Consider the following 16567-nt stretch of genomic DNA (forward strand, 5'->3'; position numbering starts at 1 on the left):
TCCTGAGCAGGGCAAAGGCCCGCTGTCTGGTGCAGCGGGCCTTTGCCGTTGGTTCAGTTCAGGTGCTGCATGGAGAGAGAGTTCGGTTTAGACTTCTTCTTCCTCTTCCTTGCGCTTCTTGTAGTTCTTGATGGCGGTGTACTCCAGGCCAACGATGAGCAGCGCGGCCACGACGTCAGCACCGATCATGATGACCTTCCACTTTGCCATGCCGGGGTTCAGGTTCTCAGCCTCATAAGCGCGGCTGTTGACCACAGTGTAGAGGATGTTCTTGGCAGAGGTGCGCATTGCCTGCTTGCTGCTGTTGGTCAGAACAGTCATCTTGTTGAAGTCATTGCCGGTGGTGCAGAGCATCAGATCGCTGCCGTTGCGGACGCCCTGATCAGCGGTCATGTAGCCGTAGACACCGAAGTAGTCGGTCTCGACGAAGCCGAGGAAGCCCCACTCACCGCGCAGGACGTTCTGCAGCAGCTCCTTGCAGCCGCCAGCCCAGCGGCTGCCGATGTAGTTGAAGGAAGACATGACAGCGTGGCAGTCAGCATCCTTGACAGACATCTCGAAGGGCTTGAGGTAGATCTCGCGGATAGCCTGCTCGTTGGACCAGGTAGCCAGCATAGAAGTACGGTTGCCTTCCTGATCGTTCAGGGCGAAGTGCTTCATGTAAGCGTAGACGCCGTGCTCCTGTGCGCCTGCGATGGCGTTTGCGGCCATAGCACCGGACAGGACACCGTCCTCCGAGTAGTACTCGAAGTTACGGCCTGCAAAAGCGGTGCGGTGGATGTTCATTGCCGGGCCATACCAGCCGGACGTGTTCATCTCGTTGGCCATCTTGCCGATGCTGTCGCCGAAGTCGTGTGCCAGATCTTTGCTCCAAGTCATGCCGATGAGGGTAGCAGCCGGGAAACCGACAGAGCCGACGCCGGTGAAGTTGTTGTTGATGGACGCAGGGCCGTCACAGTCGTTGGTGCGCACCTTGCCGATGCTGTCCACAGCTGCAGTCTGATAGCCGCCGAAGCCGATGGTCTGCTGCAGGTCGTCGATGCTCATCTCATCCAGCAGGTCATCCCACTTGGAATCGTTGTAATCCACGCCGCGCAGGTCAGCCAGCTTGAGGCCGTTCTTTGCGCCGGTGGTGATGTCCTCTGCGTTGGGGTCATCGTCCTTCTCGTAGTTGACCTCAGTGTAGGTGTGTGCGTTGTCGAAGACAGCCTTGACCTCATCGCTCATGTTGTAATCAGCAGGAGCGGCAGTGGCCTCAGCATAGTTTGCAAAACCGTCCGCACGGGACAGATAGGTGATCTCGCCCTCTGCGAAATCGAACTGATTGGTCGCTGCAACAGCGTCGCTCTCGCGCTTGTTGGACTCGTTGTAAACGATGTCGGAAGCAACAGTGTAGGTCTTGGAATCCAGAACATTGTGGGAGTCAGAGTTGGTGCTGATGATGTAATCGCCAGCCTCCAGCACATAGCAGCCGTTGTTCTTGTAATCGTAGGAAGCCAGATCCTCGACCGGGATGGTGAAGTCGATGGTCTCGCTCTCGCCGGGGGCAAGCTCGCTGGTCTTGGCGAAGTCCAGCAGGTTTGCGGAAGCCTTCTCAATGCCGCCGTTGGTGTACGGAGGATCATTATAGATCTCCACGACATCCTTGCCGGCAGCAGAGCCGGTATTGGTGACGGTGACAGAGAACTTCAGGCTGCTGCCGTCGCTGGTGATGTCGCTCATCTTCTGGGTGAAGGTGGTGTAGCTCAGGCCGTAGCCAAAGGGATAGACAACTTCCTTGTCGTAGTCGATGAGGCCTTCATCGGCAGCAGTCTCATAGAACTTGTAGCCGACATAGATGCCCTCAGCGTAGTTGACGAAGGATGCAGTAGCGCCTGCGGGGTCGAAGAAGCTGGAATCGGAATCCAGCTCGGTGGCGTTGGTGTACTTGAAGTCACCGAAGTTGTTCCACCACGGAGAAGCGGTCAGGTCAGCAGCATAGGTGTCAGCGGTACGGCCGGAGGGGTTGACCTCACCGGCGACCACGCGGCCAAAGCCCTCAAAGCCGGACTGACCGGTGCCGGGGCAGAGCAGGACGCCCTTGATCTGGGGGTAGTTCTTGACCCAGTCCATCTCGAAAGCGTTTGCGCCGTTGTAAACGACGATGACGTTGTCGAAGTTGGAAGTGACGAGGTCGATGAGCTCTTCCTCGCGGTTGGACAGCTGCAGGAAGTGGTCGCCCTTATCCCAGTCATTGCCCTCGTTCAGGCTGTCATCGTAAGTGCCGTTGTAGTAGCCGGCGCCGCGCTGAGAACCACGGTAATCTGCCACACGGCGGACCCAGCTGCCGTCCACGACAGCAGACATATCGGTGGGAAGGTCTGCGCCCTCACCGCCGACGCGGGTGATGACGACCATAGCGGTGTCAGAATATGCCTTGGCGTTTGCCATCATCTCGTCGGTGTACAGGCTGACATTCGGCTCGGGCAGGGTCCAGTCCTGCTGTGCCATGCCGACGCTGGGGCGGGTGGAGCAGTAATCGGTGTAGAACTTGCTCAGCTCGTCGTTGGTCTCGATGCCTGCATCATGCAGACCGGTGAGCAGGTCGGTGACAGGGTAAGCGTCGTTCAGAGCGCCGGAACCGGTGCCGCCGTAGCAGGGGCTGGTGGAAGCCCAGCCGAAGACGTTCAGCTTGGAACCGGAAGCCACAGGCAGGATGTTGTCGTCGTTCTGAGCCAGAACGATGCCTTCCTGGGTGATCTCATTGACCAGCTCGGTGGCCTCTGCGGAAGTCTCCTCACTGATGGAACCTTCGCCGGAGACCAGATCCAGCATGGTGGACATGGGGCCGGTGCAGATGAGGTTGACGACAATCGCCAGCGCCAGCAGAATGGCGAGGCCGGACTGCGCACGAATCATCTTCTTTTTCGCTTTGGGCATCTTCCGCACCGCGAACATCACGAGGAGCGCGAGTACGAGGACGACGCCGAATGCAATCAGATAGTTCTGAATATTCGAAACTACCTGCATTACATCATCCATATTGATGGACAACATAATTTTCTTCCTCCTTATTCTGAATCCATATTTTCCGGGTACAGCTCCCGGAGCATTGCCACTATTATAAATGGATTCAAAGAAAATTCACAAACATCTTCACAATCTGTCATTTTGGAGGCATAGTTTGCAGAAGTTTCAATTTGGTTTCAAATTTTATTGTGCTAATCCACAATTTCGAGAGCGGTTTTATTGTGCAGAATAACAAAACCTCTCCGTCATCGCTACGTGATGCCACCTCTCCTATCGAGGAGAGGCCTTGGCATAACGCAAAGCTTTTTCTCTTCGCCAGGGGAGCTGTCGAGCTGCAGCGAGACTGAGAGGTTATTCCTATTATATTTTATTTTTCCGGGACCGGCAGCAAGATCCGCAGGGTGAACCAGCCGTCGGCCCAATGAAGAGTCATGGTGCCGTCGTGGTGCTGGGCGGCCGCACGCACGCCCTGTAAGTCATAGCCGCCGTGGGCGTTGTGGACGGGCAGACCGTCCGCGCCCAGCTCCACAGGCTGGGCGCAGTAGTTCTCGAAGCGGAGCATCACGCAGCCGCTCTGGTTATAGATGGCCACCCGCAGCAGACGCTTTTCGGGGTCAGGCTCGGCCAGCACGCTCTCGATGGCGTTGTCCAGCGGCGCGCCCACGAGGGTACACAGCTCCCGCGTGCTCAGAAAGCCCAGCTGGCTGCCGTCGGCCACGCTGGTCATGTTGATGCCGCGCTGCTGGCAGTCCATGCTTTTGGCGGTCAATAGTGTATCCAATACCGGGTTGCCAGTCTTGTTCTCGGCTTCATACTGCCGGATGCCGCTCTCCATCCGGGCCAGAGCCGCGTCCTGCTTGGCCCGGTCGCGCTCGGCGCGGATGTCCGCGATTTGAATCTTCAGCTCGTGATAGCGGCTGTTGATGAGCCGGATGCCCTCTTTGCTCCGCTTGTACTGCTCGTACTGGCGGTGGAGCACCTCGTCCATGGCGGCAAGCTCACTGTGGAGCGCCGCCTCCCGCAGCTGCTCGTGCTGGACCGTCAGGATGAGCACGCCGCAGATGTCCACCAGCGTGCGGATGTAGTAGACGCTCATGTCCACCTCGCGGTCGCCCAAGAACAGCAGATTGCTCACCGCGAAGACCATCGCCGCCATGACGACGGCCACGAGGGCCGCTTTTCCGCTGATGACGATATGCCCCTTGGGGCTGGTGTGCTTATGCTCCAGCCCCCAGATGCAGCCGAAAACGCCGCCATAGACCACCACCAGAAGCAGCAGTGACAGGCCGTCGGCCCCGCTGCGCTGAGGCCAGAGGAAGCAGTGCAGCTGCCACTCGGCGCTGGCCGCCAGCTCTGCCAGAACGAAGGCCCGGGCGCAGACATAGCCCGCTTCCAGCAGGGAGATGGTGCGGGTGACCCAGAGGTATAAATACTGTATCCCCACAGCTGCCGCCATGCAGGGGATCCACCACGCCAGCGGAACTCTGCCCGTGGCCTGCAAAAAAGCACTCAGGGCCAGCGCCCATGCCGCACTGGCAGCGATGGTGGCCGTTTTGCCGAAGCGGATGCCCAGCGGCAGGGCGTAGATGCCCACGGCCAGACACTCGGCCAGCGCCGTATACAGGCGCGGGATGCTGGGCAGTGCCGTCATGCACCCTCACCCCCGATGTGGTCGGCCAGCGCCGCGAGGAAGGCTTTCCGCCGGGGGCGGCTGACCTGCAATTCGTAGGGTCCCACCTGCACCATCCCCTGCTGCACGCTCTTCACCTGTGCCAGATTGACAAGGTAGCCGCTGTTGCAGCGGGCAAAGGGCCGCTCGGCCAGCTTTTCCTCAAAGGCTTTCAGGGTGCCTGCCGCCACGAAATCGCCCTCTTCGGTATAAAAATGGACGCGGTGTCCCTCGCTTTCCAGATAATAGATGAGGGACGAATCCAGCCGCCGCATCCCGCCCTCCACCGGCAGGGCCAGATAATGCCGTGCGCGGCGGCGCAGCTGTTCTTCGGCCTTGCGCAGCTGCTGCGAAAACGCAAAATAAGGCACCGGCTTGAGCACATAGTCCAGTGCGCCCACGGCGTACCCGCCGATGGCGTACTGCGCCATATTCGTAATAAAAACGATGATGACGTCCTTGTCCAGCTCCCGCACCCGCCGGGCCGTCTCCATGCCGTCCAGATGCTTCATCTCCACGTCCAGAAACAGGATGTCGTACACCGGGCGGTAATCATCCAGCAGCTCCATGCCGTCAGCGAACTCCGTCACCGCGAACTCGGTGCCGTACTGCCGGGTGTGCCGCTGCACATAGCCCTGAAGCTGCGCCCGCACCTCTGCCTCGTCCTCGACCAGAGCAATGCGTATCATTGCCGCACCTCCTTTTTCCGCAATTTTTCTAGTTTTTATTGTAACACGAAATAGGGCGTGTGGCAAATAGGAGAATAAAACAGCAGCCCCGCTTCATCTGCCGCGAGGCTGCTGTTCTGTGATTGGAAAATTTCAGGCTCAGTTCGTCTTGACGGCCACAAGGATACGGATCTTCCTGCCGCCGGAGCAGCCGAAGTTGTCGTACCAGCCGATGAGCTTATAATCCTCGGTGTTGATCTTGGGCAGCGAGGTGGCGAAATACTGGCCGTTCGACCACAGATACACCTGCATATCGTCGGCGGTCTCATAGCGCTTGTCGCCGCTCATGACCGAAGCTGCGCCCAGCTTATCGATGACTACCGGCGAGAGCTGGAGCATCCGGTTGATGGCCTTGCCGTCAGCAGAGCGGCCGATGGCGATGCCGCCTGCGATAACGGGGTACTTGGTGGCGGTGCTGTAGGCCACCTGCTTGCCGCCGGAGTAGCAGACATAGGTCGCGCCCTCGCCCAGATAGTTGAGGAAGTCGCCCAGCGTACCGCCCACGCTGTCGCCGGTGCGGCGGAGCACATAGCTGAACAGCTGGTCCGTCTTGCCGGTAAGGGTGTTCCAGGTAGAGCTGACGACACTGCCGTCGATGAGGCCGTAGAGCACATCGCTGGTGCTGGGAACAAGGATGTTCTTCACATCCTGGAAGGTCTCCTCATCGGTCTTGTCCACCTTGGTGGTGGTCGCAGCGGGGAGGCCCGCGGCCTCTCTTGCGGCGTCCTGTGCCTTGTCGCTGATTTTTTTGTCGATCTTCTTGGCGGCTTCGTCCGTCAGGCGGCGGACAGAATCCAGCGCAGCGTACTCCCACAGGTCACCGGTCACATCGTCGAGGATGACCCGGTCGATCTGGCCCGCGGAATTGGTGGTGTAGTAGCGGACGTCGCTTTCACTCAGAGTTACCCCCGATAGGCGGCTGGGGCGAACTGCCCCAGCCACACCCTCCGACGTCGTATCAATGATCTGCACGTTGTCTGCAAACGGGGTGTCGCCCAGCGCGGTGCCGTCGGCGCTGACGGTGCCGCTGGTCGAGCGGGGCGAGATGGACTGGACGCTTTCGCCGTCACAGTCCACGCTGATCTCCACCAGCTTGCCGGCCGGGAAATTGAGCTTATTGTCCACATTGACTGTGCGGGCGGTGCCGTCGGTACACATGACCGAGACAGCCTGCTGCACCTCAGCGCTGTTCGTCTCCACGAGGGTGCGGGATGAGGACTGGACCACGCCGTAGAACACAGCGTCTGCCGCGTCGCCGGTGAGGACGGAGACAGCTGCATCGTTCATGCCCAGCAGCAGAGTGACCACCTGGCCCACGCCGCCGCCGGACAGGGAGGACAGCTGATAGGCCACAGAGGGCGAAGCGATGGCGTAGGTGACGCCGGCCACGGTCACAGAGGTCGGAGCGCTGGCCGAGGGCGAGACAGCCGTCACGCGGCCTGCGGCGCGCTTGTTGTAGATCCAGACGGTGCGGGCGCTCTCGTTATAATAGTAGACATCATAGGGAGAGAGGGCCGCAGAGGTGGTGACTTCGTCGTTGCGGTAGATGGCCACCGGGGCGAAAGGCAGGACGGTGGAAGCATCTGCCACAAAGGGACCCTTGACGTTGTCCAGCAGGACCGACGAGATGTCCACCTGGCCGTTGCTCACGGCAAAGCCCAGGGTGGAAGCGTAGACCTGACCGCTGCCGTTCATAGCGGTGAGGGCGTTGTAGAAGAGCATGGTACCCTGCTCGAGGGTCAGAGTCTCGCCCTGACGGGCATTGATCTCATTGCGCAGGCCCAGTGCGCTGGCCTTGCTGAGCTGAGCTGTGGGGAAGGTACCGCCCAGCTTTGCCACATCATAGCCCAGCAGGCGCAGCGCCATGGTGCAGGCTTCTTCCAGCGTGACGGTGTTGTCCGGGCGGAAGCTGCCGTCGGAGTAGCCGGTCATCCAGCCGTTCTGGACAGCGGTGCGGATGTAGACCGCATAGGGAGAGTCGCTGTCTACATCGCTGTAGAGGCGGCCGGTGCGGCCCTGTGCCGTGGTGGTATCGCGGTAAGCAGAGAATGCGGTGAGGAGGCGGGCCGCCTGCCCACGAGTGAGGGGCGCACCCAGAGAACCGGCCTGCTCGGCGGTCAGACCGCCCAGTGCCGTCGCCGTCTGGACTGCCGCGTTGGAGCCGACCGCAGAAGCGGGCAGCACCAGCATGGAAACAGCCACGCAGACAGCCAGCAGGAATGCGAGGAATTGTTTTTTCATGGTAAACTCCTTAATCATATCTGAGCGCTTCGATGGGGTTCAGGCTGGCGGCACGGCGGGCCGGCAGGAAGCCGAACAGGACACCGATGCCGCAGGAGATGCCCACGGCGATGGCTGCTGCGTCCGCCGAGGGAGTGACGTTCAGGGTAATATCCGTCAGGATATACGGAAGGATCTGGTTGATAATGGCCGACACGACGTAGCCCAGCACGATGCCGAGGCAGCCGCCCAGCGCCGACGTGACGCCGGCCTCCACGACGAACTGGGTCAGGATGGTGCTCTCCTGTGCGCCCAGTGCCTTGCGGATACCGATCTCACGGGTGCGTTCGGTGACGGACACCAGCATGATGTTCATGATGCCGATGCCGCCGACCAGCAGCGAGATGCCTGCAATGGCCGTCAGGACGCCCACCATGACGTTGATCATGGAGGACATCTGCTTCATGGCTGCACTCAGGCTCATGACGTAGACATAGTCGTCCTTGCTGACCAGCTTCTTGAGCCGCGACTGCAAAAACTCCTGTGCCTCATCCGAGTGGTCCGCGTCCTGCAGGACCACATAGTACTGGCTGACACTGCTGGTGTTGTTGACGCTCATCAGGGTGGTATAGGGGATAAGAACAATGTCGTCGTTGCCGCCCTCGTACTGAGAGGCAGGTTTGGAGCGGCCCTCCAGCACGCCCACGATGCGGTACTCGCTGGCGCCTACCTTGAGGGTGCTGCCGAGACCGTTGCCGCCGAAGATCCTGCGGTCCACATAGTCGCCGATGACACAGATATTCTTGTTGTCTATCAAATCGGTGTACTGGATGCCGCGGCCCTTGGCCACCTTGTAGTTGTTGATGGTCGTGTAATCTTCGTTGACGCCGCTGATGTAGGTGCGGCGGTACTTCTCGCCCGCCACCCGCAGCGTGTCGCCGACACTGGCAATCGGCGAAAGGCCCTTATAATACTCGGGCTTTTCATTGATGATCCTGTACACATCGTCCACTTCCACTGAGCGGGTGCTGGCGGTCATGACGTTGACGCTCAGAATATCGCTGCCCATGTCGGAGTAGAAGTCCTGCATCATGTTGGTCATGCCGTTGCCGAGACCAACGATGACGATGACGGCCATGACGCCGATGATGATGCCCAGCATGGTGAGGAAGGTGCGGACTTTGTTGCTCAAGACGTTCTGGACGGCCTGTTTGAAGGTCTCCTTTATCATGCCTGCGTCCCCTCCTCTCCGGCTTTCGGCTCTGCCATCATGAAGTTCGGCTGAACGACTGCCTCGGGTGCGTGGGCATCGCCATCGTAGACGACGCGGCCATCTTCGAGGCGAATGATGCGCTCGGCCTGCACGGCAATGGAGTTGTCGTGGGTGATGAGGACGACCGTATTGCCCTGCTTGTGCAGATCCTGCAGCATTCCCAGAACTTCGCGGCTGGTGTGGGAGTCCAATGCACCGGTCGGCTCGTCGGCCAGGATGACCGCCGGGCCGCGAGCCAGCGCACGGGCAATGGACACACGCTGCTGCTGACCGCCGGAAAGCTGGTTGGGCAGGTTTTTGAGCTTATTGCCCAGACCCACCCGCTCAAGGGCAGCCTTTGCCGTCGCGTGGCGCTGTGCGGCGGGGATGCCCGCATACACAAGAGGAACTTCCACATTCTCCAGAAGCGTCAGCTTCGGCAGCAGGTTGTACTGCTGGAAGATGAAGCCCAGCTTCTCGTTCCGGATGTGTGCCAGCTCGCGTCGGCTCATCTTGCCGACATCCTTGCCGTCCAGCAGATAAGTGCCTTCGGTAGGCACGTCCAGACAGCCGATGATGTTCATACAAGTGGATTTACCAGAACCGGACTGGCCGACGATGGCCACGAACTCGCCTTTGTTGATTTTGAAAGAGACGTGGTCGGCGGCCTTTACGAGGGTGTCGCCCATCTGGTAATACTTGCAGACCTCATCAAATTCTATCAGCGTGCTCATTCGTCATCTCCTTCGGCGGAGGCCATCATGTTGCTGTAGAAGTCGGTCGCACTGACGCTGGAGTTGTCGTACGCGATGGTATCGCCCTCCTGCAGGCCGCTCTTCACTTCGATGTAATCGTCATCGCTGATGCCGGTGGTCACCTTGACGTAGACATAGCCGTCGGGAGCGGTCATGGAAGTCTCAGCATTGGCAGCGCTGGGCGAATCCTTGGTCACCAGCACATAGCTGCCCCGGACGAGGGCGGCGTTGGGCAGGGCCAGAACATTCTTGACGCTGGCGGTGGTGATCTTCGCAGTGGCGTTCATTCCGGGCAGCAGCTCGCCCATGTCGTCGATGCGGACGGTGACGGGGTAGCTGGTGGAGCCGTTGGCGGTAGTGCCTGCCACGAGGATACTGCTGATGACGCCCTTGTAAGTCTCACCCGGGACGGCGTCGGCGGTGATGTCCACCTCCTGGCCGACCTCGAGGGAGCGGATCTTCAGCTCGTCCACGTTGAGCTTCATTTCCAGATAGCTCATATCGTAGATGGTGCAGAGGTTCTGCATGGCGGTGTCGTTGGCGCTGAGCTTGTCGCCGGCCTTGACTTTCTTATCCACGATGGTGCCGCTGATCGGGGCGTCGATGGTATAGTGGCTGATGGTCTTCTCGGCAGAAGACATCTGCAGCTCGGCAGCGCGCAGGCTGTCAGCGGCGTTTTTGGTCTGCTTGTCCAGATCTTTGCCGGTAATGCGGAGGATGACGTCATTCTGACGGACGGTGCTGCCCTCCTTGACGCAGAGTTCAGACACGGTACCAGAGGCAGCTGCCACGACAGTCTCCTCACGCTGGTAAGTAAAGTGTGCAGAATTGAGGGAGCTGACGCCGTTCACCTGTGCCACAGCGGCCTGTGCGGTGGTCAGGCTGCCCGCGTTGGGAACAGCGATGGTGACGGTGCAGGTCATCAGGCTGGCGTCGCCGGCAGGGTCTGCACCGGAAACGGAGCGGATGGTGCCGTTCAGCGTCTCAAACGTGGTGTCCGGCATGACCTGTGCGGCCTGACCGGCGACAAAGCTCTGGGCCTCTGCGGCAGGGAAATCCACGGCCAGCAGCATCACGGAGGTGTCGCGGATGGTGGCCACAGCCTGACCAGCCTGCACGGCGTCGCCTGCGGCGACTGCAAAGGAGCTGACCTCGCCGCTGATCCTGGTGCGGACGTTCTGCATATCCGCAATGTCATCGTAATTGCGCTGTGCCTGCTCCACCGAGAGCTGTGCGCTCGCGAGGTTGTTTTCCACATCCGAAATGTCGATGGTGTAAAGAATATCGCCCTTCTCGATGCTGTCACCCAGCTCAAAATCGGCGGTGAGCACCGTGCCGGTGACGAGGGACTTGACGGTGTAGGAATCGGCGGCGTTGATGGTGCCGCTGCCGTCGTAGACGTTCACGATGTCGCGGCGTCCCAGCTTCTCCTGCGTGTAGGCAAGGTCTGCCGACGCACTGCGGCTCTTGCGCGGCACGATGACCGCCACCAGCACCGCTGCGGCTGCGACCACCGCGATGCAGCGCTTTTTGTGGGTCTTGATAAAGTGGAACACCTTATTTTCTCCGCCGGTATTCTCCTGCGGAGAGGCGTCCTGTGTCTTCTTGTTGAAACCTAGCATGAAAAGCCTGACCTCCTGTGTTTCATGAAAAAGAAAAGTTCTTTCTGCCTGTTTTCATTCGTTCTGCGCTTTCCCCCACAGCGTCCGCCAAAAACGACCTGTCTGCGAGATGCTGCCCCGGGTTAGCGGCGCAAACCGTTATAATGATACCACCTAACAAAACGGACTACAAGAAATTTTTCCTGCACAATCTGCAACTTTTTTGAAAATTTTTCCATCATCTCTGTGTCTGGAAGCTGGAACATCAGACAGAGCTTTCGGATGAAGAGTTCATCCACTCGCTCCGGCCCTTCGTGCAGCGGCTTTTGGGATACAGTCAGAAATAAGACCCCGACTACGATTCATGGCAGAGATTTGGACATTTCAAAACACATCAGGGAGCAGCATAGGTCACAGCTGCTCCCTGATGTGTTTTTTGTGGTTCTTTTCAATGTGTCACAGTCACGGATCTGTTGCCTGCAATACGCAGGCACAATACCCCGGTTCCGGCTGGTAGCAATGGATCGTAAGGCATTTGTCCACCTCCGGGCTATAGTCATGAAGGATGTGCTTTGTTCCGTTCAACGCCACATCCGCATACGATACAAGCCACTTCTTATCACCATTGGGGAACACTTCGTAAAACGAACGGCCAAGCATTTCTTCCACCGGCACGCCTTCGATCGTTGCCATTTCGGCATTGCAGTAGCGGAAAATAAAATCCACCCCGCGTCCGTCCTCATTGAACACCAGCTCAATAATGCAGAATGCCAGCGGCATATCGTCCAGCAGACTGCATTTTTCCAGCAGGCTCATACTCATTGGGCGTAGCTGTGCGTCCACCCGCCTGATTTCTGCGCGCAAGCGGCGATGGTCGCTCAGACCACGTCTACGTCCCTGAAAACTGCGGCCATCTGACATTGTATAAATACCGTCATTGCTAATATCTACGATCTGGCTGCGGCACACTACGATTCCCTTACTGATGTTCAGAAACATATCTTCCGGCAAAGCAGACCAGACGCTGTGCAACGGAGCATACAGCGCAACTTCTTCCCCATCCATGCGGTGAATGACCGTTTTGCGGTCGTTACGGTAAAGATACAAGATGTTTTCTGGGCAAAGGTCATTTTTCTGAAACCACTCATGCAGATCATTCATCGCCATACTCCTTTGTCAGTTGGATATGTTTAGTATAGCATACCTCCGTGCAGCGCACAAGAACAGCTTGATTGAAATTCATTTCAACGGAGTTTTCGCCAATTTGCATCGAATATTTTTGTCAATATTCACGTTTTCAATGTCGAAAATGCAGAAGTCGTTGACTTTCAGGCATTTTCTGTGTATTCTGTAACATAGAAGGTCAAATGGTTTTTTCGCAAGATGAATGCCCTGAGCGGCTGGCAGCCGCCCACGGTCTGTGTAAAATAAACCCAGATATAAAGGAGGCAAACCACCATGAAGATGACCCGCAGAAACTTTCTTTCCACTTCAGCGGTTGCGGCGTTAGCCTGCGGCGCATCCCTGACCGCACACGCAGCAGGCAGTACCGATGAAAACAGTCTGAACTTTATCACAGACATTTTCAAGGACTCCACCCAACCGGGCGAGATCGAAGAGGCAACGGCTATCACGGCAGAAAAGAACGCCGAATGGTATGAAAAGCTGGATTTTTCCGATCGGCGGGAGTTTGCCAACGCAGAACGCGGCTGGCTGGACAATGCGGAAGGCAGGATCATCGATGGTGAGGATAACAGATCTGCATGGGATCTGCAAAGCTACGGCGATTTGAACCGGGATGCTCCGGACACTGTAAACCCCAGTCTGTGGCGGAATACCCAACTCAACGCCAAAGCCGGTCTGTTTGAAGTATGTGACGGCATCTATCAGGTGCGCGGCTTTGATATGGCCAATACGACCTTTATCCGCACCGACCACGGTTGGATCGTGTTTGATGTGCTAATGTGCAAGGAAAACATGAAGGCAGCCAAGGAGCTGATGGAGGAGCGCTTCGGTCCGCTGGACATCAAGGCGGTGCTGTACAGCCACTCTCATGTGGACCACTTCGGCGGCGTGGAGGGCATTATCACCCGGGAGCAGGTAGCGGATGCAACGCTTTCGCTTAAAAAGCAGCTGGCTTCCGGCAAGACCCCTGTGCTTGCGCCGGCGGGCTTTCTGAAGCACGCCATCAGCGAGAATGTCTATGCGGGCATCGCCATGGCGCGGCGCGCACAGTTCCAGTACGGCACGGTGCTTGACAAGGGCGAAAAGGGTGCGCTGAGCGTGGGCATCGGCATGGGACAGTCCACCGGTACGGTGTCCCTCATCGCTCCCACCTACGAGATCGGGGAAGATGTTCCGAAGCTGACCATCGACGGGCTGGAGATCGAATTCCAGCTGACCCCCGGCACCGAAGCCCCTGCTGAGATGAACGCCTATTTCCCGAAATACCGCGCCCTCTGGATGGCGGAAAACTGCACCGGTACGCTGCATAATCTGTACACCCTGCGCGGCGCAGAGGTGCGCGATGCCAACGACTGGGCGAAGTATATCATCGAGGCAGATCAGCGCTTCTGCAGCAAGACTGATGTGGTGTTCCAGAGCCACAACTGGCCGCATTGGGGCGAGGAGATCCATGAGTATCTGTTGAACACGGCAGCGATCTACAAGTTCATCCACGACCAGACCCTGCATTACATGAATCAGGGATATACCTCAAATGAGATCTCGGCGATGCTGACCCTGCCCAAAAAACTGGAAAAGGTCTGGTATACCCGTCCGTACTACGGTACGCTGGCGCACAATTCCAAGGCCGTTTATCAGAAATATCTGGGCTGGTATGACGCAAACCCGGTCAACCTGAATCCGCTCCCGCCCAGCGATACCGCCAAGAAGCTGGTAGAATATCTGGGCAGTGCCGATGCAGTCCTCCGCAAAGCGCAGAAGGATTTTGAAAAGGGCGAGTATCAATGGGTGGCGCAGATCACCAAAGAACTGGTCTACGCCGACCCATCCAACCAGAAGGCACGCAATCTGTGTGCAGATGCACTGGAACAACTTGGCTATCAGGCAGAGTCCGGCGCGTGGCGCAACGCCTACCTGATGGGCGCTGCAGAACTCCGCAGAGGCAACCTGTCCAAACTGGCGCGCTCAGCCAATGGACTGACCGCGACAATGGGCGAGATGACCATTGCCATGCTGCTGGATTACATCGGTATCATGAGTGATGCCAATGCCGCCCAGAACGATGATCTGACTCTGAATCTGACGGTGACAGATGTGAATGAACAGTTCTATGTAACCCGTAAGAATGGCATCCTGCTGTCTTACCCCGGCGAGAACCATCCGGATGCGCAGGCTTCCGTCACCTGCAAGCGTCTGCAGCTCTTTGCTCTGATGCAGGGTCAAAAGGCCGGGCAGATACAGATCAGCGGAGATCCCACTGTCCTGAAACGCCTGCTGGCATATGCGTCCAAGTTTGAAAAAACCTTCAATGTCATTGAACCGTAAAAACGATTCGGAATTTCAATTTTTTGAAAATATCTCTGAACCTTTGATATTAGGTTCTGTCAAGAGGGCTGGCACCGTCCAGCCCTCTGTCTTTTTGCTAAAGTTTCCGTGTGAACAAGTAGAGTTTCGACAAACCCCGGCTGGAGTTGACCGAGAAAATCGAAGCCAACTTCTATTCCCAAGATTTGACCCCGGCAGCATCCCAGATCCAGCAAAATAAAAAGCCGGTAACCACAAAAATCTCTGGTAAGGAGATCCTTGAAGCCATCCGGCTGATGAATGCAGACGAACGCAGAGAGTTGACGAGAGCCTTGTTCGCCTAAAATTTCTTCTTTTTATGCAAAGGAAAGCAGGCTGTGCAAACGGTGTGCAGAAAGTGTGCAGCCGCTTTCCTACATAAAGAAAAAACACCAAATCTTACGATTTGACGTTCAAAATTTGGTGCACCTCCAGGGACTCGAACCCTGGGCCCACTGATTAAGAGAGCAAGCCGCTGGTTCGTCTCAATTCATGGAAGTTTCGCGTCATCGTTATTTTTGAACAAAGCAGCGTAGTTTTTCACCCGGCAATTTCTGCACCCTTTGTCGGATTTTGCAGCGAAAAGCACCTTCTGCACATTTTGAAACCGTGCAAAATCCGTGCAGAAACCGTGCACCTACTCTCCGACAAACAAAATCGCTCTATCCCCCACCGGCTTGACGGCATTGGTTTGAGTGGCCGCACCCCGCTTTGTACCCGTACAAACAAAAATACAGAAGCCGCACGCCCTGTCAATGCGCGGCTTCTGTGTTAAAAAAGGGGGATTGATATGGTTCTTGCGGTGGTTCTCAAGCCTCCGGCATCTGATACTCGTGGGTCTGCATATACTCTTCTACCTGATCCAAGGTGGGCATGGCATCGGAGCAACTATGGCCGGTAATGGTGATTGAAGCAGCTGCTGCAGCATACTTCAGTGCTTCTTCCAGACTCTTCCCACGTATCAACGCATTGTTGAAAGAGCCGGAGTAGGAGTCTCCCGCACCAAAACTCTTGAGCACCTTTGTTGGATAGATACCGCCCATGGTGCGGCCCTCGGCGGTATAGAGATGAGAGCCTTTTTTGCCCTGCTTGATGGAGACAAGGCTTACGCCCTTCTCCAGCAACCAGTGAGCACTCCGGTCGTCATCATGATTGCCCGGGTGGAAAAGTTCTTCCATCTTATCAAACTCTTCCCGAGTTCCCAGCACCATATCAGCCTGCTGGGCAGTGAGGGTAAAATAGATACTGGTCTCGTCGTCATTGTCCCAGGTTCCGTCACGGTAGTCGAGGTCAAAGGCAACAACCACACCGTTCCGCTTTGCCATGGCGATGGCGAGGAACACAGCCTCCCGCGCCGGAGAATGGGAGAGAGATGTGCCCGAGATGAGCAGCAGCTTGTGGCTGGCGATATAGCTCTCGTCCAGCTGAGCACAGTCGATGTGAAGGTCGGCGCAGTCGGTGCGGTACATGAAACAGTTGCACGAGCCCTCTTTGATCTCACCCATGGTCACACCGGAACGGATGCCGGGGGCGGCTGTCTCGATGTGGGAGGTATCTACCCCCTGGTCATCCAGATATCTGACGATGAAGCGTCCGAACTGGTCATCGGACACCTTTCCGATGTAGCCAACTTTCAGGCCCAGACGGGCCATGGCGACAGCGGTGTTGGCGGGAGAGCCGCCCACATATTTGGAGAAGGTCTTTGCTTCCTCCATGGGGCCGATCTCATTGGCATAGAGATCGATGGTGGCGCGGCCAAAGGCTACCACATCATTGGGCTTCTGAAGATCAAATTTCAGCATAGC

11 protein-coding genes are annotated in these 16567 nt (G+C 57.4%); 2 read left to right on the forward strand and 9 right to left on the reverse strand.

The features are described from left to right. Positions 1–87: 87 nt before the first annotated feature. From J3349_RS09890 to J3349_RS09925, 8 genes are all read right to left on the reverse strand, one after another. A complete protein-coding gene (locus J3349_RS09890) occupies positions 88–3036 on the reverse strand; it encodes a glycoside hydrolase family 3 N-terminal domain-containing protein (RefSeq protein WP_207677300.1) in 2949 nt (982 codons plus the stop codon). A 340-nt stretch (positions 3037–3376) separates the two neighbouring features. Beyond that, positions 3377–4660, reverse strand: coding sequence for an ATP-binding protein (locus tag J3349_RS09895; protein ID WP_207677301.1), 1284 nt, complete (start codon positions 4658–4660; stop codon positions 3377–3379). Then, the gene (locus tag J3349_RS09900) at positions 4657–5367 is read right to left on the reverse strand and encodes a LytTR family DNA-binding domain-containing protein (protein ID WP_158395466.1); all 711 of its coding nucleotides are present in this window, start codon (positions 5365–5367) and stop codon (positions 4657–4659) included. The genes J3349_RS09895 and J3349_RS09900 overlap by 4 nt, the downstream gene beginning before the upstream one ends. A 138-nt stretch (positions 5368–5505) precedes the next feature. Further along, a complete protein-coding gene (locus J3349_RS09905; RefSeq protein WP_207677302.1) occupies positions 5506–7647 on the reverse strand; it encodes an S-layer homology domain-containing protein in 2142 nt (713 codons plus the stop codon). 10 nt (positions 7648–7657) lie between these two features. After that, positions 7658–8857, reverse strand: a complete 1200-nt coding sequence (locus J3349_RS09910; protein WP_207677303.1) for an ABC transporter permease — start codon at positions 8855–8857, stop codon at positions 7658–7660. After that, on the reverse strand, positions 8854–9612 hold the full coding sequence (locus tag J3349_RS09915) for an ABC transporter ATP-binding protein (RefSeq protein ID WP_207677304.1): 759 nt from the start codon (positions 9610–9612) through the stop codon (positions 8854–8856). Before J3349_RS09915 ends, J3349_RS09910 begins: the two co-directional genes overlap by 4 nt. Continuing rightward, on the reverse strand, positions 9609–11255 hold the full coding sequence (locus J3349_RS09920; RefSeq protein ID WP_207677305.1) for an HlyD family efflux transporter periplasmic adaptor subunit: 1647 nt from the start codon (positions 11253–11255) through the stop codon (positions 9609–9611). Before J3349_RS09920 ends, J3349_RS09915 begins: the two co-directional genes overlap by 4 nt. 441 nt (positions 11256–11696) lie before the next feature. Then, complete coding sequence (locus J3349_RS09925; RefSeq protein WP_207677306.1) at positions 11697–12401, reverse strand: LytTR family transcriptional regulator DNA-binding domain-containing protein; 705 nt, start codon at positions 12399–12401, stop codon at positions 11697–11699. A gap of 291 nt (positions 12402–12692) precedes the next feature. Here J3349_RS09925 and J3349_RS09930 point away from each other — a divergent pair, with 291 nt between their 5' ends. Next, positions 12693–14744, forward strand: coding sequence for an alkyl sulfatase dimerization domain-containing protein (locus tag J3349_RS09930; RefSeq protein WP_242699608.1), 2052 nt, complete (start codon positions 12693–12695; stop codon positions 14742–14744). 146 nt (positions 14745–14890) lie between these two features. Beyond that, positions 14891–15067 (forward strand): hypothetical protein, encoded by a 177-nt coding sequence (locus J3349_RS09935; protein ID WP_207677307.1) that lies wholly within the window; start codon positions 14891–14893, stop codon positions 15065–15067. Between the two features lie 504 nt (positions 15068–15571). Here J3349_RS09935 and iolC read toward each other — a convergent pair. Continuing rightward, positions 15572–16564: a 5-dehydro-2-deoxygluconokinase gene (iolC, locus tag J3349_RS09940; protein ID WP_207677308.1), complete on the reverse strand. Its 993-nt coding sequence runs from the start codon at positions 16562–16564 to the stop codon at positions 15572–15574. Between the last annotated feature and the right edge of the window lie 3 nt (positions 16565–16567).

The sequence above is a fragment of the Faecalibacterium sp. Marseille-P9590 genome, assembly GCF_017377665.1.
GTDB lineage: Bacteria > Bacillota > Clostridia > Oscillospirales > Ruminococcaceae > Faecalibacterium.